The organism is Dyella amyloliquefaciens, from assembly GCF_004296575.1.
In the GTDB taxonomy this organism is placed as follows: Bacteria; Pseudomonadota; Gammaproteobacteria; order Xanthomonadales; family Rhodanobacteraceae; genus Dyella; species Dyella amyloliquefaciens.
Map to the genome: position 1 here is coordinate 665,949 of NZ_SAYT01000002.1, position 24,528 is coordinate 690,476.

Genomic DNA, 24,528 nt, shown 5'->3' on the forward strand with positions numbered 1-24,528 from the left:
AAATGGTGCAAAACAGGTCGATGTTGCTGTATGCGCGCGCCGACCAACATGGCCGGAAGTCATGGTGGGTTCAGACGCGCCCCTTCTCCTGTAGGAGCGCACCCAGTGCGCGACCGCAAAGTCACGGTGTCATCGCGCCGTTGGCTTTTCGCGCACTGGGTGCGCTCCTACAGAGGCTCCAGCGTGGCGCAGCAAAAAGCCCCGCAATGCGGGGCTCTTTGGGTCTGAATCCGAGATCGCCGGATCAGGCGAACGGATCGTCCAGCACGATGGTGTCGTCGCGATCGGCGCCGGTGGCGACGAGCGACAGCTTGCAACCGGAGAGTTCTTCCACCGCACGCAGGTAGGCACGCGCGGCCGGCGGCAGCTTGTCCCACTCGCGGATGCCGGCAGTGGATTCTTCCCAACCCGGGAATTCCAGGTACACCGGCTTGCACTCGGCCCAGCCGTCGGCGTCCAGCGGCGCCAGTTCGCGGCGCTTGCCGCGGTATTCGTACGCGATGCAGACCTTGATGGACGGCAGGCCGTCGAGCACGTCCAGCTTGGTGATGGCCAGGCCGTTGATGCCGTTGATCTGCACGGCGCGCTTGAGCGCGACGAGGTCGATCCAGCCGCAGCGACGCGGACGGCCGGTGCTGGCACCGAACTCGTTGCCGACCTTGCGCAGGCGCTCGCCCATCTCGTCCTCGAGCTCGGTCGGGAACGGACCGCCGCCCACGCGCGTGGCGTAGGCCTTGCAGATGCCCAGCACATAGTCGATGTCACCCGCGCCCACGCCGGTACCTGCCAGCGCACCACCGACGGTGGTGTTGGACGAGGTCACGTACGGATAGGTGCCGTGATCGATGTCGAGCAGCGCGCCCTGCGCACCTTCATACAGGATGTGACCGCCTTCCTTGCGCACGTCGTGCAGGATGGTGGCGACGTCGTCGACCATCGGGCGGATGAATTCGCCATAGGCCAGCGCGTCATCCAGCACGGTCTGGAAATCGACCGGCTCGGCCTTCAGCCACTGGGTGAGGATGAAGTTGTGGTACTCGACGGCCGCCTTGAGCTTCTCGGGCAGCTCGTGCGGGTACATCAGGTCGGCGACGCGCACGCTGCGGCGTGCCACCTTGTCTTCATAAGCCGGGCCGATACCACGGCCGGTGGTGCCGATCGCCGACTTGCCGGCGGCGGCTTCGCGCGCCTTATCCACGGCAATGTGGTACGGCATGATCAGCGGCGTGGCCGGGCTGATCTTCAGGCGCGAACGCACTTCGACGCCCTGCGCTTCCAGTTCTTCGATTTCCTGCTTGAGCGCCTGCGGCGACAGCACCACGCCGTTGCCGATCAGGCACAGCGCGTCATCGCGCAGGATGCCCGAGGGAATCAGGTGCAGGACGGTCTTCTTGCCCTTGATCACCAGCGTGTGGCCGGCGTTGTGGCCGCCCTGGAAGCGAGCGACGGCTTTGACCTGCTCGGTCAGCAGGTCGACTATCTTGCCCTTGCCTTCGTCGCCCCATTGCGCGCCGAGGATGACTACTGACTTGCCCATGATGTTGCTCTCGTCAATTTGAAAAGGTCGGTGCCCTGAGGGGCGCATTCTTTCCGCGACGTGGTCATGCCGCCGGCAACCGGCTCGCTGCAACCACCACGTCCCGCATGTTCACGATGGTTTTTAACGGCCCATCCACCGCATCAAATCAATGCATCAACTGCAACGCGACCAGCCCGATGCCGATGGCCACCGCGCCGAACACGCGCAGCGTGCGCGGGCGCAGCTTCACCGCCTCGCGCATGGTGGCCTGCCAACCGCGCGGCGCGGCAAACAGCACCAGCCCTTCGATCACCAGCACCAGACACAGTGCCGCCAGCAGCTCACGCGACATCGCCGTCCACCACTCAGTGCTTGGGCGATGCGCCGTCGTTGAAATACCGCAGGAACTCCGAGTCCGGCTTCAGCACCAGCACGCCCTTGCCGTCCTCGAACGACTTACGGTACGCCGCCAGGCTTCGATAAAACGCGAAGAACTCCGGATCCTGCCCATAGGCCTGCGCGTAGATGGCGGCTGCCTGGGCATCGCCCTCGCCACGCACCTTGGCGGCGTCGCGCTCGGCCTCGGCCTTGATGACCTGGGCCTGGCGATCCGCGTCAGCCTTGATTGTCTCGGCAGCCTGCTGACCGGTGTAACGCAGCTCGTTGGCCAACTGGGCTCGTTCGGCGCGCATGCGCTTGTAGACCGACTCGCTCACTTCGTCCGGCAGGTCGATGCGCTTGATGCGCACGTCGACCACGGCAATACCGAGGTTCTTGCGCGCAGCCAGGTCGGTCTGCTTGCGCACGCGCTCGGTGACGTCCTTGCGGCCGGCCGAAACCAGCTCCTGCAAGGTGCGGCCGTTGAATTCGAAACGCAGCGCGTCCTTCACGATGGGCGTGAGGCGGTTGGCCGCCTGCAGCTCGTCACCGGCGGTGGCACGGTAGTAGGCGGCGTTGTCGGCGATGCGCCACTTCACGTAGAAGTCGACGTTGACGCTCTTCTTCTCCGAGGTGAAGTAACGCTCGGGCTGCGCTTCCAGGGTGAGGATGCGGTTGTCGAAGGTCATCACCTGCTGCACGAACGGCATCTTCACATGCAGGCCCGGCGTGTCGCCGGTACGCACGATGCGGCCGAACTGCAGCACCAGGGCGGTCTGCCCTTCGTTGACCACGAACAGGCTGTTGAAGCCAACCAGCACCAGCAGCACGGCAATGATGGCGGAGACGAACTTCATGGCTGCTTCTCCTTGCCGGCCATCGCGTCACTGCCCGCGGACTGCATCACCGCGCCCACGCCGGGTACGTCCTTGCCTGCGGCACGGTCAAGCGGCAGATAGATCATGTTGCGGCCACCGGAGCCATCCAGCACCTTGGGATTGTTGGACATCACGGCCTCGACCGTTTCCAGCCACAGGCGGCGACGGGTCACGTCGGGGGCGCCCTTGTATTCCTTGAGGATCAGGTTGAAGCGGGCCGCGTCGCCGGTGGCGATGGCCACGCGCTGCGCGTTGTAACCCTGCGCCTCGGCCAGGATGCGCGAGGCATCGCCGCGCGCCACCGGCACCACCTGGCTGGAGTAGGCGCGCGCATTGTTCTCGGTGCCCTGCTTGTCTTCGCGCGCGGCGTTGACGTCGTCGAAGGCGTCCTTCACTTCCTGCGGGGGGGCCACGTTCTGGAAGCTCACATCGGTGACCATCAGGCCCGAGTCGTACTCGTTCAGGGTGGCCTGGAGGATCTCGCGGGTCTGCTGCTGCAGCGTGTCGCGAACCGCCGCGGCCGGCGTCGCCGGGACCACCGGCACGGCGACCGTCGCGGCCGTGCTGGCCGTGGCCGGGGTGGCGGCCGTGCCCTGCTCGTTGCCCTGGCTGGTCAGGATGTTGTCCATGATGTTGGCGCCCACCACCGTGCGTACGGCGGCTTCGGCGGCCTGGCGCAGCGTGTCTTCCGGCGGGCCACTAAGCGAAAACAGGTACTTGCGCGCATCCGAGACCTGGTACTGCACGTTGAAGTCGACCGAGATGATGTTCTCGTCGCTGGTCAGCATGCGCACCTTGTCCGACACCGAACGGATCTCGGTGGTGCCGACCTTGGTCACGGTTTCGAGCGGGCGCGGAAACTTCAGGTGGAAACCCGGCTGCAGCGTGCGCGAGTACTTGCCGAAGCGCAGCACCACGCCGGCCTGGCGGGCGTCCACGATGGTGTAGCTGCTCATCACCACCCACACGATGACGAAGGCCAGCAGGATCACGAAGATGCCGCCCGCGCCGCCGCCGAGCTTGCCGAAGCGGTCTCGAAGCTGCTTGAGGATGTCGTCCAGCCCCGGCTTGTTGCCGGAGGGGCGATTCTTGCCCCAGGGATCACGTTGCCCGTTACCGGGTTCGTTCCAGGCCATGGTCAGTCTCCTTGAGGCCGCTGGGAGGCCGGCTGCATTGGCCGGGAAACACATTGAACGGGTTTGGACATGGTCTCGGGTGCTTGTCGTGACAAGTGTGCCGCCCGGGCCCGGATGGCCGCACAAACACCGGGGATTCTACCAGAGCCGGACGGGGATTCCTCCCCATGGCCGGCGACGGACGGATTACAGGGTTTCCTGTTCTTCCACGCTTCCCAGGATCTCGCGCAGCAGGGCCGCTTCGGCGGCACTGCCGCCGCTCAAGGGGGCGATGACGCTGCGCGGCGCGTCGATGCTCAGCCGCCAGCCGTGCTCGTCCACCTCTTCGCCCGCGATGGCGCCCGCGGCCTTGAGCCGGGCATGCAGGCGGCCCGCGGAATGCGGCAGGCGCAGTTCCGACTGCACGCGATCACCGCCCAGCAACTCGCCCAGCGCCTGCCTCAGCAAATCGAGGCCCACGCCGGTGGCGGCAGACAGCCATACCGTGGTCGGTCGACCCTCGGCGTCGCGGTCGATGCGGGGTTCGAGATCGGCCAGATCGATCTTGTTCATCACCCGCAGCTGCGGCAGGTCGCCCGCGTCGATTTCCTCGAGCACGTTGTCGACCACCTTGGCCAGGCGCTCGCGCTCCTCGTCGGCGGCATCGCTTACGTGCAGCAGAAGGTCCGCGTCGCGCGCCTCGGCCAGCGTGCCGCGGAACGCAGCCACCAGGTCATGCGGCAGCTCGCGCACGAAGCCCACGGTATCGGCAAGCACGGCCGGCCCGCAGGACAGGCCGTCGAGCTTGCGCACGGTCGGGTCCAGCGTGGCGAACAGCAGGTCGGCGGCGAACACCTCGCCCTCGGTCAGCACATTGAACAGGGTGGACTTGCCGGCGTTGGTGTAGCCCACCAGCGCCACGCGCGGCACCGTGTTGCGCAGGCGGGCACGACGCTGCTGCACGCGCTGCGTCTGCACCTTTTCCAGTCGCTTGGTGAGCATCTTCACGCGCTCGGCGAGCAGGCGGCGGTCGGTTTCCAGCTGGGTTTCGCCCGGACCGCGGTTGCCGATGGCACCGCCGCGCTGGGCGTCCAGGTGGGTCCAGCCGCGCACCAGGCGGGTGGCCAGGTGCTTGAGCTGGGCCAGCTCCACTTCCAGCTTGCCTTCGTGCGAGCGGGCTCGCTGGGCAAAGATGTCCAGGATCAGGCCGGCCCGGTCCACCACGCGGATATTGAGCAGCTTCTCGAGGTTGCGCTCCTGCACGGGCGTGAGCAGATGGTCGACCAGTACCAGGTCCGCCTCCAGCGCACGCGCCGCTTCGGCGATCTCGTCGGCCTTGCCGGTGCCGATGTAGTAGCGCGGGTTGGGAACGTCGACGCGAGCGCTGATGCTGCCCAGGATCTCGGCGCCGGCCGACTTGGTCAGCTCGGCGAATTCTTCGGCACGCCGCACTGCGTCCCCTGCGCGCGAATGCGGGAGGACGAGGACGGCGCGTTCGCCTTTCTTTTGACGATCAAACACGGATAGGAACGGACCTGTAGGAAGACGCGGCGCCGCGGGCGGGAAGCCCACGGCGCCAGGCGGGAGTGGAAAGTGTATGCCGACGTGCCGCCAGACCCCAAAACGGGACCGGCGTTACGCCCTCTCACTCACATGGGTCGACAGGTCCGCCGAATCAACCTTCGGTGTCGGGGGCCATGGGCGCGTCGCCATGACCTTCGTGGCCGTTGCCGACACGAACGTTGCGGCTCGGCACGACGGTGGAGATCGCGTGCTTGTAGACCATCTGGCTGACCTGGTTGCGCAGCAGCACAACGAACTGGTCGAAGGATTCGATCGTGCCCTGCAGCTTGATGCCGTTGACCAGGTAGATCGCTACCGGGACACGCTCCCGGCGAAGTGCGTTCAGAAACGGATCTTGCAATGACTGCCCCTTGGACATTTCTTGTTCTCCCCTCGCAAACGGACGGGCCGGATAAAAGACGCACGCCGCGCCCCGGCCCAAGATGGATGAATATTAACCACTTTTAAATCGTTGATGAAAGAGCAGAAGTACATCTGCCCGATCTGTGAAAAAGACGTTTAGAAAACGCCTCACGAGATGTGTTCTGCATCTCAAAGAAAGAGCTCGAGCGCATCCTCGGCACGAGCCTGCAAACCCGCTCGATCCGGATCAAGCACGCGGGCATCGAGCTCACTGCGCAGCCAGGTGATCTGCCGTTTGGCGAGTTGGCGGGTGGCGAAGACACCCCTGTCGCGAAACTCGGCGGCGTCCGTTTGGCCGTCCAGATGCTCCCATGCCTGGCGATATCCCACGGCTCGGATGGCCGGCAGGTCGGCGTGCAAGTCCTTGCGCTCGCGAAGGGTTCGCACCTCGCCCAGGAAGCCGGCCGCCAGCATCGCGTCGAAGCGTTCGGCGATACGCGCGTGCAAGGGTGCGCGGTCGGCCGGCAACAACGCCAGCTTCAGCACCCGCCATGGAAACCGTTCGCCGCTGCCGCCCTGCTGTTGCTCGGACAACGGCCGGCCGGTGAGCTCGATTACCTCCAGCGCGCGCTGGATGCGCTGGGCGTCATTGGGGCCGATGCGTGCGGCGGCGGCTGGATCGAGGCGCTGCAGGCGTGCATGCAGGGAGGGCCACCCCGCTTCCACGGCTTCGGCGCTCAGTCGCTCGCGAATCGCCGGGTCGGCCTCGGGCAGGCGGGAGAGTCCCTGCTGCAGCGCCCTGAAGTAAAGACCCGTGCCCCCCACCAGCAAGGGCACCCTGCCCCTGGCGGTGATTCCCTGCATGGCCTCCATCGCGTCGCCGCGAAAATCGGCCGCCGAATAGGGCTCGGCCGGATCGCGGATATCGATGAGGCGATGCGGATACCTCGCCAGTGTCTGGGCGTCGGGTTTGGCGGTGCCGATGTCCATGCCGCGATAGACCAACGCCGAATCGACGCTCACCAGCTCCACCGGAAACCGTTCGCTCAACGCGCAGGCAAGCGCCGTCTTGCCCGACGCGGTCGGGCCCATCAGGAATACGGCGAGTGGGCGCTGATCGATCGTCATCCAGCCATTGTAACGATCACGCCGCCTTCCCTGTAGGAGCGCACCCAGTGCGCGAAAAGCCTACGGAGCTGTAACCCCAGACTCCGCGGTCGCGCACTGGGTGCGCTCCTACAAAGGGGGAAGTGGCGCGGATCGTCAGTGGGCAGGAACGCCCAGCTCCTTCAACAGCTGCGGCGCCGGGTACACCTTGTCCATCAGCCAGCGCATGTAGCGCAGGTCCACGTGGATGGCGCGCTTGTAGCGTGGATCGAACATCCAGCTCGCGCTCACCGCCTCCCAGTTGCTGTCGAAGTTGAGGCCGACCAGTTCGCCCTTGGCGTTGAGCACGGGCGAGCCGGAGTTGCCGCCGGTGGTGTCGAGGTTGCTGAGGAAGTCCACCGGCATGGCGCCGGTCTTCGCGTCGGCGTAACCGGCATAGTCGCCCCGCGCGATGGCGTCCAGCAGCGGCTTGGGCGCATCAAACGGCTCCACGCCGGTGTTCTTCTCCACGATGCCCGCCGTTGTGGTGAGCGGCTGGTAGACGACCGCATCGCGCGCCTGCAGCGGCGTGACCTTGCCGTAGCTCACGCGCAGCGTGGAGTTGGCATCGGGATATACCGCGCGGCCCTGCTTCTCGCGGTAGGCGATCAGCGCGTCCATATAGGCCGGCCGCAGGCGCAGTAGGTCGCCCTCGCGCGCCTTGCGCTCTTCCTCCATGCGCAGCAACGCCGGCTGCAGCTTCGCCGCCAGCACCAGCAGCGCGTCGTCCGACTTGGCCAGCTCCGCCGGCTCGGCCGTCAGCCAGTGCAGGCGCTGCGCTTCGTCGCCCAGGTGGGTGGCCGCGTAGATCTTGTCCAGCGTGGCCGTCAGCTCAGCCGGCGTGCGTCCGAACGCGGCGTCGAACTCGGGCAACCGCTGCGCATCGGGCAGCTTCTGATAGCGCGTCAGCAGCGAAACCAGCAGTTGCTTCTCGACCTTCGGGTCATAACGGCGCTGCACCTGGCGCAGCATGCCGGCCGTCAGGTCTTCATCGCGCTGCTGGTAACCGCTTTCGCGTTGCGCATCGGGCCTGGCGCGTTCGTGGGCAAGGCGCTGCAGGGTCAAGGCCGAACGCATGAGTTGCGTCTGCGTCTGCATCACGGCGAGCAGCAGGTCCCGCTCGCGCGTGGCGTTGCCGGTGGCAATCAGCCTCGCAACTTCGTCGATCTGGGGCCGCAACGTGGCAGCCGATGGCTGCGTGGCCAGCCACGCCAGCATCGCCTCCTCGTCCTTGCGGCGGATGGCGACCGCATCGCTGCGCTTGAGTCCGTCGAGCTCGCCGCTGTAGCGCTTGATGTTGTTCTTCAGCGACTGCAGCTGCGAGGCATAGCGGATGGTCGCCTGGCGGTCGGTGTGACCGACCTCCTCGATCACGTCCTGCAACTGGCGCAACACGTCCACCGTGGTGGGCAGGCGCCACTGCACCTGGTCGGCAAACTCGGCGGCGGTACGGTGGCGATAGGTGACGCCCGGATAGCCCGCCAGCATCACGAAGTCGCCCTCGTGCACGCCCTGTGCGGCGATCTGCAGATGCGCCGGCGGGTGGTACGGCACGTTGTCCTTGGCGTAGTCGGCCGGCTTGCCATCCGGGCCCACATAGGCGCGCAGGATGGTGAAGTCGCCCGAATGGCGCGGCCACACGAAGTTGTCCACCTCGTCGCCGTAGTTGCCGATCGCGCGCGGCGGCGCGTAGACCAGGCGCACGTCGCGCAGCTCCAGCTGCTTCACCAGGTAGAAGTCGCGGCCATAGAACATGTTGACTACGCTGCAGCGCATGCCGGGCTCGCGCTCGCATTCGGTCACCAGCGCCTTGCTGGCGGTGTCGATGGCGTCGTAGTACGCACGCCCCGTCTTGCCCTTGGCCGCGCCGAGCACCTTATCGGTGACCTTGTCGAAACCGGTGGTGACGCGCAGGCGGAAATCGGGGTTGGCCGGCAGCTCTTCCGCGCGCTCGTGCGAGACGAAGCCGTTCTGGATGAGATCGCGTTGTGCGTTGCTGTTGTACTGGATGACACCGAAGGCCACGTGGTGGTTGGTCAGCACCAGGCCATCGTTGCTGACGAAGGCACCGGTGGCGCCGCCCACCTTCACCACTGCGCTGAGCGGCGCCTTGGTTAGATCGGCAAGATCGGCGGGATTGCCCTGGAAACCCGCGGCATGCAGTTGCTTGGCGATGCTGGGCAGCTGCGAAGGCATCCACATGCCTTCATCCGCGTGCGCTGTCGTAGCAAGCACCATGACCATGACCCACCCCATCTTCTTCAAACGCATGCCTGTTCCTCGGACGATTCGCAATAACTTGCGACCATAGAACGAAACGCCCGCGCGGGTAACGCTGCATTGCACACTTCAGGCAGGAACGGATCGGCGCCTGCAGCTGCAAGGTTGACGCCCCCATGGGTTGCGGGCGTCAGCTCGGTTCAATGACAGGATTGTCCAGCCGGCGGCGGCAGCGCCAGGAATACGGTGCTCCACAACTGCGCGGCGTTGGACTCATCCTCGTGCGCACCTTCCGCACCGAACGGCTCGATGCGGTAGTGGCCGTTGGCGTAAGACCAGGACCACAGCTCCGATGTACGCACCGCATTGGCCGCACAGATCGCACGCCACAACCCCGCCTGTGCGGTTTCCAGATGCTGTCGCGTCGTCGCCGACAGGTCGCTGCGCGCCAGCTGGCGCTTCAGGCCGGCGGCCATGATCGCCTGCTGCCACGCCCAGACCACGGTGCCGTGATAGGCGCTGTTGCCAAAACGTGACCACACATCGTGATCCGCATAGGCGGGATTGGCGACCACCATGCCGACGTCGGTCATCAGGCCCGCCGGGAACGGCCGCATCAGGTTGCTGACGTTGCGATCCAGCACGGCAGCGTCCGGCTTGCCGAACAGCAACTGGAAGCCTTCGTCGGAATTCAGCACGGGAACCGGCTTGCCCTGCGCGTCGAGCGCGATGGCCGGAAACTCCACGCTGGCGCCGTCCATCGCCTTCAGGGCGGAGGCATCCGACACACCGATCTGTTTTGCGTAATCGCGCACCTGCTGGGTGGCACGGTCATTCGTGATCCGCACGGCGAACAGCGCGCTCGCATGCTGTTCCCACTCGTTGGCGCTGGCCGCCGCCGCGTGCAGGCGCTCGCGTTGAGCCGGCGTGGTGTAGTCATTGAGCAGGCCGGCATCGAGGAACTGGCCGATGGCACGCAACGCGGCAGGCATCCAGACTGCATTGACGTCATAGGGATACCGACCGCGACCGATGCCCTCGTTGCTGTCGCGCCACTGGCCCACCTTGGCGTTGGGCTTGAGTGCGATCAGGTTCGAGTACACCGGATCGTGCGCGAACGCTTCGCTGCTGTTGGCAACGAACATCAGGTTGCGTACCAGCGCATCGCCCTGCCGCCCCGTTCCGAGCTTGCCGGCGAGGAAGGCTCGTGCGCCATCGCGGCCGCGCGGATCCTCCAGCAGCCACGCCGCTGCCACCGGCGGCAGCATCACGTTGCTATCCACCATCACGTAGTCGTAGATCGGCTCGGCCGATGGCTTGCCCTCTTCCTTGAGGTGCTGCAACACCGCGAACTCGCCGATGCCTTCCTCATGCGCGACCTGGCCATCGGGCGAAAGGCGCGCCAGCACCGAGGCGATACCGGCATCGACCGCAGCGGGCTGCAGCACCGGCATCAGCAGGCGCAGCGACATCATCGTGTCGCGCCCGAAATAGGTATCGAAGCGCCAGGAGCCGGCGAGGAATTTTTCGCGGTAGCTGAGGAACTGCAAGGCCTCGCGGCTGCGTTCGTCCGGCTGCGCCCGATCATTGAGCAGGTTGGTGAAGGGCGTCAGCGGGGTCTCGCCGGTGCTCGCTTCAATATGCAGGTGCATCGCCTCGCCCGCATGGTCCGGGCGCAGCACGAGGTGCCCATCCTCGCGCGTAAAACGACCGTTGTCCGAGCTAAGCGCAATGGCATAGCCCGGCGCGCCATCCAGTCGCTGGCGCTGCCAGCTGACGGAGCGCTCGGTGAGTTGCGGCGTGGCGGCAACCTTGGGCGTGGCCGCGAGCTGGGCCGCGTAACCCTGGCCCTGCTGGTAGTCGCGCAGCATGCGGATGCTGCCCAGCACGGCGTCCTTCAACACCAGGCGGTCCACCGTGACAGTGGCATCGGCGGCGATGCCGTTCCAGGCGCGACCGTCCACCATACGCTGCTGACCGGTCAGCGAGCCCAGGGTCCAGTGCACCGGCTTGTCGGTCGGTTCGAACCACACGCCTGCCCCGCTGTTCCCGGCCGGGAACGCCACCAGCACGCGCGGCTTGTCGCCGGAGCTGAGCAGCAGATGGGCGGCAATGCTGCCTTTCTGCAAGAACGCGTTCTCGATGTTGCCTTCGGTAATGCGGAACTGCAGCGGCGGCTTGGTGCCCGGGTCCTGCGCCGCCCAGGCCGGCGACAGCGCCAGGCCCACCAGTATCAGTGTGGCCGCGACGGACCGCCGCCCCAACTTCCGCCCCGCCAAAACCGAACTCCCCATCCTGCTCAAACGCATTCGTCCGCTCCGTTCAGTGACGCACAGTCTTGCGACAGTAAAAGCATGGGCCCGGGACCACAACGTTGCAGTGCAGGAAGCCGCCACCCCGACAGCCTCCTATAATGTCGGTTTTCCTGTCCTTCCCCACGGAAATCCCATGCCTCAGATGATGAAAGCCCTGGTCAAGCGCAACCCCGAACAGGGCATCTGGATGGAAGAAGTGCCCGTCCCCGAGGTCGGCCCCAACGAGGTGCTGATCAAGATGGAAAAGACCGCGATCTGCGGTACCGACTTGCACATCTACAAGTGGGACGACTGGTCCCAGCGCACCATCAAGCCCGGCCTGACCATCGGTCATGAGTTCGTCGGCCGCATCGTGGAGATCGGCCCGGGCGTCACCGGCTACAAGATCGGCGACCGCGTCTCGGCCGAAGGTCACATCGTGTGCGGCCATTGCCGCAACTGCCGCGCCGGCCGCCAGCACCTGTGCCCGAACACCATCGGCATCGGCGTCAACCGCAACGGCGCGTTCGCCGAGTACATGACCATGCCGGCCTCGAACCTGTGGCCGATCCCGGACCAGATCCCGTCCGAGCTGGCCGCGTTCTTCGACCCCTACGGCAACGCCGCGCACTGCGCGCTGGAGTTCGACCTGATCGGCGAGGACGTGCTGATCACCGGCGCCGGCCCGATCGGCATCATCGCCGCAGGCATCGCCAAGCACGTGGGCGCACGCAACGTGGTGGTCACCGACATCAACGACTACCGCCTGAAGCTGGCGGCGGACATGGGCGCCACCCGCGTGGTGAACGTGGCCAACCAGTCGCTGAAGGACGTGATGAAGGACCTGCACATGGAAGGCTTCGACGTGGGCCTGGAAATGAGCGGCAATCCGCGCGCCTTCAACGACATGCTCGAATGCATGTACCACGGCGGCAAGGTGGCCATGCTCGGCATCATGCCGCGCGGTGCTGGCATCGACTGGGACAAGGTGATCTTCAAGGGCCTCACCCTGCAGGGCATCTACGGCCGCCGGATGTACGAGACCTGGTACAAGATGACTCAGATGGTGCTGACCGGCTTCCCGCTGCAAAAGGTGCTCACGCACCAGATCCACATCGACGACTTCCAGAAAGGTTTCGACCTGATGGATGCGGGCAAGTGCGGCAAGGTCGTGTGCTCCTGGAGCTGAGCTTCCACGAAACCATCACATAACCAAACACTCCGCCGATCCGATCGGCGGAAAACGCTGCTACCGTCTCGGCCGCCCTAGTACACTCTTCGCCTAGGGCGCGCCGATAGCATGACCGGAACAGTGACGTTGCCGGGTCGTCGAGACCTCGCACGGTCGGCTCGCGATGACATCGGAGCATCGTCGGCATGGCTGATCTTTTCAGCAACCCCCGTATGGCCGCAGGACGCGACCGCGCCCTCGCCGTCTACCATTCGCATCGCGTCCGCAAATGGACCCTGATCGGGGTCATCGCGATCGTGGTCTTTGGCCTGCTCGGTTTCTTCGCAGCGCCTTACATCATCCGCAGCCAGATCGAGAAGCGCGCCAGCGTCGCGCTGCAGCGCCAGGTCACCGTGGGCGCCGTTCATCTCAATCCCTACACCCTGCGCCTGCAGCTGGACCAGCTGCACATCGCCGACGCTGACGGCAAGTCGCCGTTCGTCGACATCGACCAGGCGGTGATCAACGCCTCATGGGGTTCGCTGTTCCGCCTGAAGCCGGTGCTGGACGAGCTCTCCCTGCAACGCCCGCGCATCCGCCTCGTGCGCACGGGCGACCAGCGCTTCAATTTCAGCGACATCATCGACCGCTTCAACGCGACACCGTCGGATCCGAACGCGCCGCCCACGCGCTTCGCGCTCTCGAACATCAGCGTGCACAACGGCGACATCCAGTTCGAGGATGAAGCGCTGAAGGCCAGCCATCACGTCGAGAATCTGGAGCTCGGCATCCCGTTCATCGCCAACCTGCCCAGCGACACGGATGTGTTCGTGCAACCGCTGCTGTCGATGAAGGTGGATGGCAGCCCGCTGCGCGTGGATGGCCACACCAAGCCGTTCGCGGACAACCGCGAATCGACCATCGACTTCCGGCTCGATCGACTCGACCTCGCGCGCTACATCGGCTACGCCCCCACCACACTGCCCGTCAGGATTCCCAAGGGCCTCCTTAGTGGTGACCTCACGCTGCATTTCGTCCAGGCCAAGCCCGAGCCGCAAGTGCAGCTCACCGGCAAGCTGCAGCTCGACGACTTCGTGCTCAACAGCAGCGATGGCCAGGCGATCCTCGCCCTTGGCAAGGGCACCGCCGACCTGTCCGACGTGCAGCCGCTGCAATCGCGCTACGTGATCGGCACGCTCGCGCTCGAGCAGGCGCAGCTCTATTACACGTCCACGGCGGACGGCCGCAGCAATTTCGACACGCTGTTGGCGCCGCCGGCAAAGCCGGCCGCCGATGCGAAAGCCCAGCCGATGGACCTGCGCATCACCTCGATGACGCTCGCCAACAGCACCATCCACTACGCCAATGCCACCGGCAAGATCGACCTGGGCAACGTCCACGGTGGCATGCAGGCGCTGAGCATGCTGGCCGCCCCACCGGCGAAACTGGATGTAACGGCGCAGCTCTTTGGCGGCGAGCTTTCCATGAAGGGCACGGTGGACCTCGCCAAGGACAAACTCGTTGCCGCACTGAACACCAAGCAGGTCGACATGGCGCCGCTGCAGGCAGCCACCTACCAGGGGCTGGCAGCCCGCCTGACCAAGGGCAAGCTCGATGCCACCGGCCAGCTTCAAGTCGACTGGGGCAAGCCGTTCAACGTGCACCTGTCGGACGCCCACACCACCGTCACTGATTTTGTGATGGAGCCGCAGTACAAGGGCCACGATTCGCCGGTGGCCTGGAAGGTGCTGGAGTCGGAGATCAAGCAGATCGATCTCGCTACCCAACAGGCGCAGCTGGGCACCGTCAAAGCGACGGGCCTGAGCCTGGACGTGCAGCGCAACAGCAACAAGTACATCAGCCTGGTCGACCTGTTCGCCGCCAAGGGGGCGCCAGCGAAGAAGGCCGAGGCCAGCAGTACACCATGGCACTGGAGCATCGAGCACCTGGTGTTCGACAAAACTGCGGTCGCATTCACCGACCTGGCCTCCGGTAGCGACAAGCCGGTGAAGATCAAGATCGACTCGCTTAGCGGCGGCATGGACAACCTGAGCGACAAGCTCAACGAGCCACGCGAGATGAAGCTGTCGGGCAACATCGACAAGGGCAGCTTCACGGCCAACGGCAAGGTGCAGCCGCTGCCGACGCTCGCCGACATCCAGCTCGACACCAAGCGCCTGGACATCTCCACCTTCCAGCCATACATCAGCGTGCCGCTGAACGTCACCATCTCCAGCGCGCGCGTCACCAGCAGCGGCAAGCTGCATTACGACGGACGCAGCGCCGAGCCCAAGATGACTTACAAGGGCAATGCGGCGCTGGAACAGGTACGCATCCAGGACAAGCTCACGGGTGACGACTTCCTGCGCTGGCGCACGCTGAGCGGCAACCAGCTGGACGTCTCCTACGGCATCGGCGCGCCACGCATGCATGTCGGAAGCCTGGTGCTCAGCTCGTTCTATGCGCGCATGATCGTCAACTCGAACGGCACGCTGAACCTGTCCGAGGTAGTGGCCAATCCCGAGTCGGCGCCCGTCTCGGTGACGCGCGGCGAAAACGAGCAACCCGTCCCCGGCGCAAAGCCGGCGCCAGCGCCGCGCCCCGCACCGGCGCCCGCTTCGACGGCGAAGACACAAGCCGCTGCGGCGACACCCGCCCCGTCCACCACCGCGCCAGCGACACCGCCAGCCGATATCCACATCGGCGGCCTCACGCTGGTCAACGGCCAGCTCAACTACACCGACAACTTCATCAAGCCCAACTACACCGCCAACATGACCAAGGTCACCGGCAAGATCGGCGCCTTTGGCACCACGCCGGGCGACCCGCCGGCGGACCTGTCGGTGCAGGCCGCGCTGAACGACAACTCGCCCATCGATATCGACGGCACCATCAACCCGCTGCAGCCCGTGGCCTTTCTCGACATCAAGGGCAAGGCGAACGAAGTTGAGCTGACGGGACTGAGCGCGTATTCCACCAAGTACACGGGCTACCCCATCACGGCAGGCAAGCTGACGATGGACGTCCATTACATGCTTGACCAGCGCAAGCTCAATGCCGACAACCACATCTTCATTACCCAGCTGACCTTCGGCGACCGCGACGAAAGCCCGGGCATCCAGCACATGCCGGTGAAGCTGGCGGTGGCCCTGCTCAAGGACACGCAAGGCAACATCGATGTGGACGTACCGGTATCCGGCTCGCTGGACGATCCGCAGTTCAGCATGGGCGGCCTGATCTGGCGCGCCGTCGGCAATCTGATCGCCAAGGCGGTCACCGCTCCGTTCCGCCTGCTCGGCGCGGCGTTCGGCGGCAGCAACCATGAGGACCTCGGTTACGTGGAGTTCGACCCGGGGTCGGCCGTACTCGACAAGAACGCACAGGATCGACTCGGCAAGATCGTCGCCATGCTCAACCAGAAGCCTTCGCTCAAGCTGGACATCACCGGCCGCGTGGATCCCTCGAAGGATCAGGATGGCCTGCGCAAGGTCACGGTGGACAACCTGGTGCGCCGCCAGAAGGCGCTGGATCAGGACGGCAAGAACGCCGATACCTCGGATGCCGCGCTCGCAGCGGTCAATGTCACGCCCGACGAATACGAGAAGTACCTCAAGCGCGCGTACAAGGACGACGACTTCAAGGGCAAGCCGAAGAACTTCATCGGTCTCAAGAAATCGCTCGATGCCGACGAGATGCGCAGCCTGATGGAAACCAACATCCCTGTCGACGACGCGGCCATGCGCGACCTCGGGCAGCGCCGCGCCACCGCCGTACAGGCCTGGCTGAAAGGCAAGCTGGACGACAAGCGCATGTCGCTGAAGGATCCCGTGCTGGACACCAAGGGCATCGACGACAAGGGCAAGACCACGCGGGCGGAATTCGGCCTGCACCAGGGCTGAGGCCGCTTTGCCACTGCCCTCCCCGGGGCCGTCACTCCGGCGCAAGCCGGAATAGCGGCGCTCCGCCGGTTTCAAGAGCCGCTTCCTTCACAGCTCGCTTCCAGGGGGTCAAAATAGCCTTTTGCCCCCCCCTTGGAATGCCCCCATGAGCTACCCCGGTCAGTCGCGCTTCGCCGCCGAACTCGAATCCATTCGTGAGCAGGGCCTGTTCAAGGCCGAGCGCATCATCGTCTCGCCGCAGTCGGCGAAGATCCGCCTCGAGAGCGGCAAGGAAGTGCTCAACTTCTGCGCCAACAACTACCTCGGCCTCGCCGATCACCCCGACGTGATCCAGGCCGCCAAGGATGCGCTGGACACCCACGGCTTCGGCATGGCCTCCGTGCGCTTCATCTGCGGCACGCAGGACCTGCACAAGCAGCTGGAGAAGAAGATCGCCGACTTCTTCGGCACCGAGGACACCATCCTCTACGCCGCCTGCTTCGACGCCAACGGCGGCCTGTTCGAGCCGTTGCTGGGCGAAGAGGACGCAATCATCTCCGACGCGCTGAACCATGCCTCGATCATCGACGGCATTCGCCTGTGCAAGGCCAAGCGCTTCCGCTACGCCAACTGCGACATGGCCGATCTCGAGAAGCAGCTGCAGGCTGCCGACGCCGCCGGCGCACGCACCAAGCTGATCACCACCGACGGCGCGTTCTCGATGGACGGCTTCATCGCCCCGCTGGATGAGATCACCGCACTCGCCGAGAAGTACAACGCGCTGGTGCACATCGACGAATGCCACTGCACCGGCTTCCTCGGTGATACCGGCCGCGGTTCGGCTGAAGTCAAAGGCGTGCTCAACAAGATCAACATCATCACCGGCACGCTGGGCAAGGCGCTCGGCGGCGCGCTCGGTGGCTTCACCACCGGCCCGCGCGAAGTGATCGAGATGCTGCGCCAGCGCTCGCGTCCGTACCTGTTCTCGAACTCGTTGCCGCCGCACGTGGTCGCCGCCGGCATCAAGGTGTTCGACATGCTCGCCGCCGCTGGCGAACTGCGCGACCAGGTCAAGGCCAACACCGCCTACTTCCGCGAACAGATGGCCAAAGCCGGCTTCGACATCAAGCCGGGCGTGCATCCGATCGTGCCCGTGATGATCTACGACGCCAAGAAGGCCCAGGCCATGGCCACCGAGCTGCTGGACGAAGGCATCTACGTCACCGGCTTCTTCTACCCGGTGGTGCCGCAGGGGCAGGCACGCATTCGCACGCAGATGAGTGCGGCGCATACGCGGGAGCACCTGGATCAGGCCATCGCCGCGTTTACGAAGGTGGGCAAGAAGCTGGGTGTGATCTAAGCAGGCAAGTCGACGAAGAGGGCATTACAAAGCCCTCTTCGCCACTCCCGCTCTAAGTCCTCAGCGCATCGACGCGTTGCGGTGTAGCCGCTATCCCTGAGGTAGCACGAGACCGGTCCGGCTGGCCTCGATCACGGGCGCTCGTATTCCGCAATTCGCTACGAGAGCCCTTAAGGCCATTTTCTTTGGGTTACTTTTCTTTTGGGCCAGCAAAAGAAAAGTGACTCGAGCGCCGGCAGGGGATCGAAACGCCCGCTGCGTAAGCGGCAAGCTCGCGATAACGTATCGAGCAAAAGCCGAGACTCCACGCGCCGACTCTTGGCTCCTGTAAAGCTCTACCTACCTGCGCACTGATGACAGACAGGGGCGAGAACCGCACCCTCTCCCGGAGGGAGAGGGAGTCACGGCTCGCATGGACATAGTTGGCGCGCACTGGGTGCGCTCCTACAGTTGGCAGAGGTAGACAAGGACGGCGTGAGTGCAAAAGCCCGCGCCAAAGCGCTTACAGCTGGGCCAAGGCCCGCACCTCAGCCTCGGTGAGGTGCCGCCACTGCCCCTTGGCCAACTCGCCAAGCGCCAACGCCCCGATCGCCACGCGAATCAACCGCATCACCGAAACATCGTGCGCCGCGAGCAGCCGCCGGATATGCCGGTTGCGCCCCTCATCCAGCACAATCTCCAGCCACGCGTTCTTCTCACCCTGCCGCAACAACACCGCACGGCGCGCAGCGAGCCGCTCCCCCTGCTCCACCACGCCTTCGACCAGCGCATCAAGCAAGGCCTGGTCGGGAATGCTGTCGATCTGCACGTGATACGTCTTGTCGACATGATGCTTCGGCTCGGTGAGCCCCGCAGCCCACACACTGTCGTTGCTCAACAGCAGCAGACCTTCGCTCGCCTTGTCCAGGCGGCCCACCGGCCCTAGCCATGGCAGACCAGCGCTCTTCAGCAGGTCATAAACGGTATCGCGGCCACGCTCATCCGCTGCGCTCACCACGATGCCACGCGGCTTGTTGAGCGCGATATAGACGCGCTCGCTTGCCGCTACCGCTTCGCCGTCGAGCGTAATGCGCTGCCGCTGCGCATCGGCAGGACGCTCGGGATCGAGCACGACCTTGCCGTCCACACGCACCCTGCCCTCGCGCACGGCCTTCTCCGCCTGGCTACGCGAACACACACCCAGCTTGCTGAGCACGCGCGCCAGGCCATGGCGTGGCGGCTGTGAAGCGGAGTTTGGTTTGGAAGGACGAGACGGACGCATGGAATGACGAAGGAATACGCGACGAGTGTCGCGACATGGTAGGGGATCGCGTGGCAACACACGACGCACAAAAGAAAAGCCCGGCTTGCGCCGGGCTTTTCGGTACTGCATTTACAAGTCCGGTTACTGCTGGACCTGCAGCTCCGTACGACGGTTCTGGGCGCGGCCAGCATCCGTGTCGTTGCTGCCAATCGGATCGTTCTTGCCGTGACCGACCGGACCTTCCAGACGGCTGGCGGCGATGCCGTGAGCAGTCAGGTAGTCGAACACGATCTGAGCGCGACGCTCGGACAGATCCTGGTTGTAGGCGTCCTTACCGACCGAGTCGGTGTAGCCGGCAACGTTGACCTTGACCTGCGGGTAGCGCTGCAGGGTGTCCACAGCCTGGTCGAGGATGGCGATCGAGTCGGTGGTCGGCTCAGCCAGCGCCTTCTTGATGTCCTTCTCGCCCTTCTTCGGACGATCGAACTTGAAGTTGACGCCGCGCAGGTCGATCACGACCTTCTGCGGGCAGCCGTCCGGACCGACGATGGTGCCAGCCGGGGTGTTCGGGCACTTGTCGTCGCAATCGTTGACGCCGTCACCGTCGCTGTCGAGCTTCGAGCAGTCCGGAGCAGCCGGCGGCGGGGTTGCGGCCACCGGAGCAGCAGCCGGCTCGCCGAAGCGCGACACGATGCTGAAGCCCAGGAACCAGTCGCCGTAGCCGTTCTTCGCCGGCTGGGTCTTGTCGTCCCAGTCATAGCGGTAGCCAGCTTCGACGCGGATGTCGGTGCTGTCGGTGACGGTCTTGGACACGCCAGCGCCCAGCTCTGCAGCCGGCGACCAGCCGTGGTCGGCTGCGCTCTGGTGGTAGCTGCCCATCACGCCTGCGAGCAGGTACGGACGCCATGCGTTCCAGTCGCCGTAGTAGAAGCGAGCGGCAACGCCGTAGTTGTTGTTCGACCACTTGCCGCCAGCGTCGGCATCACGCTTGGTGCGGTCCACGAACAGGTCGATCGAGGTGTTCGGCGCAATGAAGCGACCAAAGCCCAGGCCGTAATAGACCTGACGGCTGTTGGTGTTGCGATCGGTGTCGTTGTAGTAGCCGCCCACGGTCGGAGCGATGTACCAACGGCCGTCATAGCTCGGCGTGGTCGCACCGGCAGTGTTGTCTTGCGCGTGAACGGCACCTACGCCGCCCAGGGCCAGGGCAATCAGGAAATACAAGCCCTTACGATTCATCAGGTGTCTCCTTGTTTATTGGTATTCGCGTCCGCTCCACCCCAGACGGAAAACGCGCGTCACTGACTTCTACATCCAGGGACTTACTTCCGTCCCTTGCTTTGCGTCCCGATCAAATTTGGTGTCAAAGATCAAAGCGCGGCGGAGTGTAGCAAAATCGTTAAGCGCATCGCACGCCTACCGAGACGTCGTTGGTGAATCCCGGTTCAGACAACGCCCGTCTGATGCGCACGAAGTGCCCGCAAGGTGCGACAACGTGTCGCGCATTAGCATGTCCTTGCGTTGTTTCCTGATCACCGCCGCATGCAGCCGTACAAAAGAAAAGCCCGGCTTTCGCCGGGCTTTTCGTACTGCGTTGAGCAAAGCGATTACTGCTGGACCTGCAATTCCGTACGACGGTTGCGGGCACGACCAGCATCCGTGTCGTTGGTGTCGATCGGATCGTTCTTGCCGTGACCGATCGGGCCTTCGAGACGGCTCGCGTCGACGCCATGCGAGGTCAGGTAGTCGTACACGATCTGAGCGCGACGCTCGGACAGGCTCTGGTTGTAGGCATCCTTACCGACAGAGTCGGTATAGCCGGCAACCGTGACCTTGACCTGCGGATAGCGCTGCAGGGTATCAACTGCCTGGTCGAGAACCGCGATCGAATCCTTGCTCGGCTCAGCCAGCGACTTGCTGATGTCCTTCTCGCCCTTCTTCGGACGATCGAACTTGAAGTTGACGCCGCGCAGGTCGATCACGACCTTCTGCGGGCAACCATCCGGACCGACGATCGTGCCGGCCGGCGTGTTCGGGCACTTGTCGTCGCAATCGTTGACGCCATCGCCGTCGCTGTCCATCTTCGAGCAGTCCGGCGGCGGCGGCGGTGCTGCAACCACCGGCGCAGCAGCGGGCTCGCCGAAGCGGGACACGATGCTGAAGCCCAGGAACCAGTCGCCGTAACCGCTCTTGTTCGACTGGGTCTTGTCGTCCCAGTCATAGCGATAGCCCGCTTCGATGCGGATATCCGAACTGTCGGTGACGGTCTTGGAAACGCCCAGGCCGCCTTCCACTGCCGGATCCCAACCGTTGTCGTTGCTGTTCTGGTGGTAGCTGCCGATCACACCACCCAACAGGTACGGACGCCACGCGGTCCACTCACCGAAGTAGTAGCGTGCCGCCACGCCCCAGTTGTTGTTCGCCCACTTGCCGCCATTGGTGGCTACACCATTGACCAACGTGTCGCGATCGCGCTTGGTGCGATCGAAGAACAGGTCGAGCGAGAAGTTGGGCGAGAAGAAGCGGCCGACACCGAGGCCATAGTAGAACTGGCGGCTGTTGGTGTTGCGGTCGGTGTCGTTGTAGTAACCACCCACGGTCGGGGCGATGTACCAGCGACCGTCATAGCTTGGCGTTGTGGTCGGAGCGGAAGTCGAAGTGTTGTCCTGCGCGTGAACGGCGCCTGCGCCGCCCAAGGCGAGGGCAATGAGCATGTACAAGCCCTTACGTTTCATCAGGTGTCTCCTCGTTTATTGGTGTACGCGTCCGTTCACCCCAGACGGGAAAATCATCAGCCGTGAGTTCGAACTCCTATGAACCCGCCGACTTACCTACGGAACTTCGATGCTAGGTTTACCCGAAACGGGCGCGGAGTAGCTTAGCAAAAGTTAAACAATTGCAAATCGACCCCAAACGCCTGTTCATTTTCTGCTAACGCCGTCTTTACAGCGTGAAGAGACCCAGGAAATCCTGAACCGGCATGGCGTCCAAGGTCTCCGGGTCAGCTGTCACGTCCAGAATGGCCCTCACCCGATGGGCTGGCAAGTGGCCGCGCAGGGCTGCCTCGAACTTCTTCAACAGTAGCGGGATGCCCTCGGCGCGGCGCTTGCGGTGGCCAATCGGGTAGTCGACGGACACCTTGTCAGTGTGGCTGCCGTCCTTGAAGAAGACCTGGACCGAGTTACCGATATAGCGCTTCCCGGGGTCATAGTAGTCCCTGGTGAATTGCGGGTTCTCGCTGACCACCGTCTTGTCGCGCAGGGCGTCGATGCACGGGTCGGCAGCCACCTCGTCGTTGTAGTCATCGGCGGTGAGGCGGCCGAAGATCAGCGGTACGGCGACCATGTACTGGATGCAGTGGTCGCGGTCGGCGTAGTTGGCCAGGGGGCCGGTCTTGTCGATGATGCGGGCCCCCGCCTCCTGCGTCTCGATCACCACCTTATCTATCTGGTCGAGCCGGCCGGCCACGGCGCCATGCAGCCTCATGGCGCACTCCACGGCCGTCTGGGCATGGAATTCGGCCGGGAAGCTGATCTTGAACAGCACGTTCTCCATGACGTAGCTGCCGAACGGCCGCTCGAACTGGAAGGCCTGGCCCTTGAAGGCCACGTCGTAGTAACCCCAGGTCTTGGCGCTGAGTGCCGAGGGGTAGCCGACCACGCCGCGGTAGACGGCATTGATGGCATGGGTGACGGCGCGACGGCAGGCGTCCCCGGCTGCCCAGCTCTTGCGGGGGCCGGTGTTCGGGGCGTGCCGGTAGGTCCGCAGGGATCCGTTGTCGATCCAGCTCTGCGAGATGGCGGTGACGATCTGCTCCCTGGTGCCGCCCAGCATGGCCGTGGCCACGGCGGTGGAGGCCAGGCGTACCAGGATCACGTGGTCCTGCCCGACGCGGTTGAAGCTGTTCTTGAGCGCGTAGCAGCCTTGGATCTCGTGGGCCTTGATGGCATAGGTGAGCACCTGGCGCACCGTCATCGGCGTACCGCCCTCCCGCTCCGCCTTGCGGCTGAGGTAGTCGGCGACGGCCAGGATGGCGCCAAGGTTGTCCGACGGGTGGCCCCATTCGGCAGCCAGCCAGGTGTCGTTGAAGTCCAGCCAGCGGATCTGCGTCCCGATCGCGAAAGCCGCCTGCACCGGGTCCAGCTCGTGGCTGGTGCCCGGTACGCGGGCGCCTCCCGGCAGTACGGCTCCGGGCACGACCGGCCCCAGATGCTTGACGCACTCGGGGAACTTCATCGCGAGCATCGAGGTGCCCAGCGAGTCGAGGAGCATGTAGCGCGCGGTGTCGTAAGCCTCGGCGGACTCGATCCGGTAGTCGACGACGTAGTCGGCGACATCGACCATCGGCTGGTCCGGATCGGGGCGCTTGGCGGAACGAAGATCAGGCTCGCTCATCCGGTGATTCCTAAGGCGACAGGGAAGCGATGGTAGCCCCGCCCTATGCATGGCTCAGGTGTTCTTGCTTGACCGGCCAGCGCCTGCACCCGGACAATGGACGGACACTTATCCCAAAAGGGAGTAGTTCCGGACACCGATGATTCGCGTGTCCTTGCGGTCGTCGTCATCACGGGCAGCACACTGCCCCGGTTACCGCAGCGGCTTTGCCGTGAACGAGACTTTTGCGGTAACGACGGGCTGCGCGTGTCCGTTGTTGCTGCATTGGTCCCACGCGCAGAGACACGTACATGGAACTGATGAGTACCGATTTTCTCTCCGGCCTGCTGGCCATCGTGCTGCTGGACCTCGTGCTCGCGGGCGACAACGCCATCGTGATCGCGCTCGCCGCGCGCAATCTCCCCAGGGACATCCAGAAGAAGGCCGTGCTCTGGGGTACCGTCGGCGCCATCGCGGTGCGCCTGGCGATGACGGGCATCGTCGTCTATCTGCTGGAGCTGCCTGGCCTGATGCTGGCCGGTGGCCTCCTGTTGCTGCCGATCGCCTGGAAGCTGCTGAAGTCCGACGACAAGCCACACGATGTCGGTGCGGCCGCCAACTTCTGGGCAGCCATGCGCACGATCATCGTGGCCGATGCCCTGATGGGGCTGGACAACGTACTGGCGATTGCCGGCGCATCCAAGGGGCACATGTCCCTGGTGGTGATCGGCCTGGCCATCAGCGTGCCCTTGGTGGTGTGGGGTTCCACCTTGATCCTGCGGCTGATAGAGCGCTTCCCCATCATCATCTATATCGGCGCGGCCGCCATTGCCTGGACGTCGGCACGCATGATCTCGCACGACCACTGGCTGTCGCCGTGGTTCGACGCACATGGCTGGGCGACCTACACACTCGACGCCGTGCTGGTGCTGGGCGTCTGCCTCGGTGGCTGGCTGGTCCAGCGACGACGCACGCGTCTTGACGCAAAGGCTTGAGGCGCACAAGCCACGCAGGTGAAACTGCGTG

At 64.7% G+C, this 24,528-nt stretch carries 17 protein-coding genes; 4 read left to right on the forward strand and 13 right to left on the reverse strand.

Annotated elements, in window-relative coordinates; genetic code table 11:
• Positions 1-244 precede the first annotated feature (244 nt).
• The 9 genes from EPB08_RS07515 to EPB08_RS07555 all read right to left on the reverse strand — a co-directional run bounded on the left by EPB08_RS07515 (position 245) and on the right by EPB08_RS07555 (position 11,446).
• Positions 245-1,537 carry an adenylosuccinate synthase gene (locus tag EPB08_RS07515; protein WP_130618434.1) on the reverse strand — a complete coding sequence of 431 codons (1,293 nt, stop codon included), beginning with the start codon at positions 1,535-1,537 and terminating at the stop codon, positions 245-247.
• Between the two features lie 148 nt (positions 1,538-1,685).
• Positions 1,686-1,871: a DUF2065 domain-containing protein gene (locus EPB08_RS07520; RefSeq protein WP_130618435.1), complete on the reverse strand. Its 186-nt coding sequence runs from the start codon at positions 1,869-1,871 to the stop codon at positions 1,686-1,688.
• 13 nt (positions 1,872-1,884) lie between these two features.
• A complete protein-coding gene (gene hflC, locus EPB08_RS07525) occupies positions 1,885-2,754 on the reverse strand; it encodes a protease modulator HflC (RefSeq protein ID WP_130618436.1) in 870 nt (289 codons plus the stop codon).
• Positions 2,751-3,911 carry an FtsH protease activity modulator HflK gene (hflK, locus tag EPB08_RS07530; protein ID WP_130618437.1) on the reverse strand — a complete coding sequence of 387 codons (1,161 nt, stop codon included), beginning with the start codon at positions 3,909-3,911 and terminating at the stop codon, positions 2,751-2,753. Before hflK ends, hflC begins: the two co-directional genes overlap by 4 nt.
• A gap of 186 nt (positions 3,912-4,097) precedes the next feature.
• Positions 4,098-5,411: a ribosome rescue GTPase HflX gene (gene hflX / locus EPB08_RS07535; protein ID WP_130618438.1), complete on the reverse strand. Its 1,314-nt coding sequence runs from the start codon at positions 5,409-5,411 to the stop codon at positions 4,098-4,100.
• A 154-nt stretch (positions 5,412-5,565) separates the two neighbouring features.
• The gene (gene hfq, locus EPB08_RS07540; RefSeq protein ID WP_130618439.1) at positions 5,566-5,832 is read right to left on the reverse strand and encodes an RNA chaperone Hfq; all 267 of its coding nucleotides are present in this window, start codon (positions 5,830-5,832) and stop codon (positions 5,566-5,568) included.
• A gap of 173 nt (positions 5,833-6,005) precedes the next feature.
• Positions 6,006-6,944, reverse strand: a complete 939-nt coding sequence (gene miaA / locus EPB08_RS07545; protein ID WP_130618440.1) for a tRNA (adenosine(37)-N6)-dimethylallyltransferase MiaA — start codon at positions 6,942-6,944, stop codon at positions 6,006-6,008.
• A 135-nt stretch (positions 6,945-7,079) separates the two neighbouring features.
• Positions 7,080-9,233, reverse strand: coding sequence for a S46 family peptidase (locus EPB08_RS07550; RefSeq protein ID WP_130618441.1), 2,154 nt, complete (start codon positions 9,231-9,233; stop codon positions 7,080-7,082).
• Between the two features lie 149 nt (positions 9,234-9,382).
• Positions 9,383-11,446 carry a hypothetical protein gene (locus EPB08_RS07555; RefSeq protein WP_229238246.1) on the reverse strand — a complete coding sequence of 688 codons (2,064 nt, stop codon included), beginning with the start codon at positions 11,444-11,446 and terminating at the stop codon, positions 9,383-9,385.
• A gap of 196 nt (positions 11,447-11,642) precedes the next feature.
• Between EPB08_RS07555 and tdh the strand changes: the two genes are divergently transcribed.
• From tdh to kbl, 3 genes are all read left to right on the forward strand, one after another.
• The gene (gene tdh / locus EPB08_RS07560) at positions 11,643-12,665 is read left to right on the forward strand and encodes an L-threonine 3-dehydrogenase (RefSeq protein WP_130618651.1); all 1,023 of its coding nucleotides are present in this window, start codon (positions 11,643-11,645) and stop codon (positions 12,663-12,665) included.
• A 188-nt stretch (positions 12,666-12,853) separates the two neighbouring features.
• Positions 12,854-16,546, forward strand: coding sequence for a DUF748 domain-containing protein (locus tag EPB08_RS07565; RefSeq protein ID WP_130618443.1), 3,693 nt, complete (start codon positions 12,854-12,856; stop codon positions 16,544-16,546).
• 145 nt (positions 16,547-16,691) lie between these two features.
• The gene (kbl, locus tag EPB08_RS07570) at positions 16,692-17,885 is read left to right on the forward strand and encodes a glycine C-acetyltransferase (protein WP_130618444.1); all 1,194 of its coding nucleotides are present in this window, start codon (positions 16,692-16,694) and stop codon (positions 17,883-17,885) included.
• A gap of 502 nt (positions 17,886-18,387) precedes the next feature.
• On the opposite strand, the gene EPB08_RS07575 is transcribed toward kbl, so the two are convergent.
• The 4 genes from EPB08_RS07575 to EPB08_RS07590 form a co-directional block, all read right to left on the reverse strand.
• Complete coding sequence (locus EPB08_RS07575; protein WP_425598248.1) at positions 18,388-19,203, reverse strand: pseudouridine synthase; 816 nt, start codon at positions 19,201-19,203, stop codon at positions 18,388-18,390.
• A gap of 66 nt (positions 19,204-19,269) precedes the next feature.
• Positions 19,270-20,367 carry an OmpA family protein gene (locus EPB08_RS07580; RefSeq protein ID WP_130618446.1) on the reverse strand — a complete coding sequence of 366 codons (1,098 nt, stop codon included), beginning with the start codon at positions 20,365-20,367 and terminating at the stop codon, positions 19,270-19,272.
• 368 nt (positions 20,368-20,735) lie between these two features.
• Positions 20,736-21,863: an OmpA family protein gene (locus EPB08_RS07585; RefSeq protein ID WP_130618447.1), complete on the reverse strand. Its 1,128-nt coding sequence runs from the start codon at positions 21,861-21,863 to the stop codon at positions 20,736-20,738.
• Between the two features lie 208 nt (positions 21,864-22,071).
• Complete coding sequence (locus EPB08_RS07590; protein ID WP_130618448.1) at positions 22,072-23,523, reverse strand: bifunctional 2-methylcitrate dehydratase/aconitate hydratase; 1,452 nt, start codon at positions 23,521-23,523, stop codon at positions 22,072-22,074.
• 290 nt (positions 23,524-23,813) lie between these two features.
• On the opposite strand from EPB08_RS07590, the gene EPB08_RS07595 reads away from it, so the two are divergent.
• A complete protein-coding gene (locus EPB08_RS07595) occupies positions 23,814-24,497 on the forward strand; it encodes a TerC family protein (RefSeq protein WP_130618449.1) in 684 nt (227 codons plus the stop codon).
• The last annotated feature ends 31 nt before the right edge of the window (positions 24,498-24,528 follow it).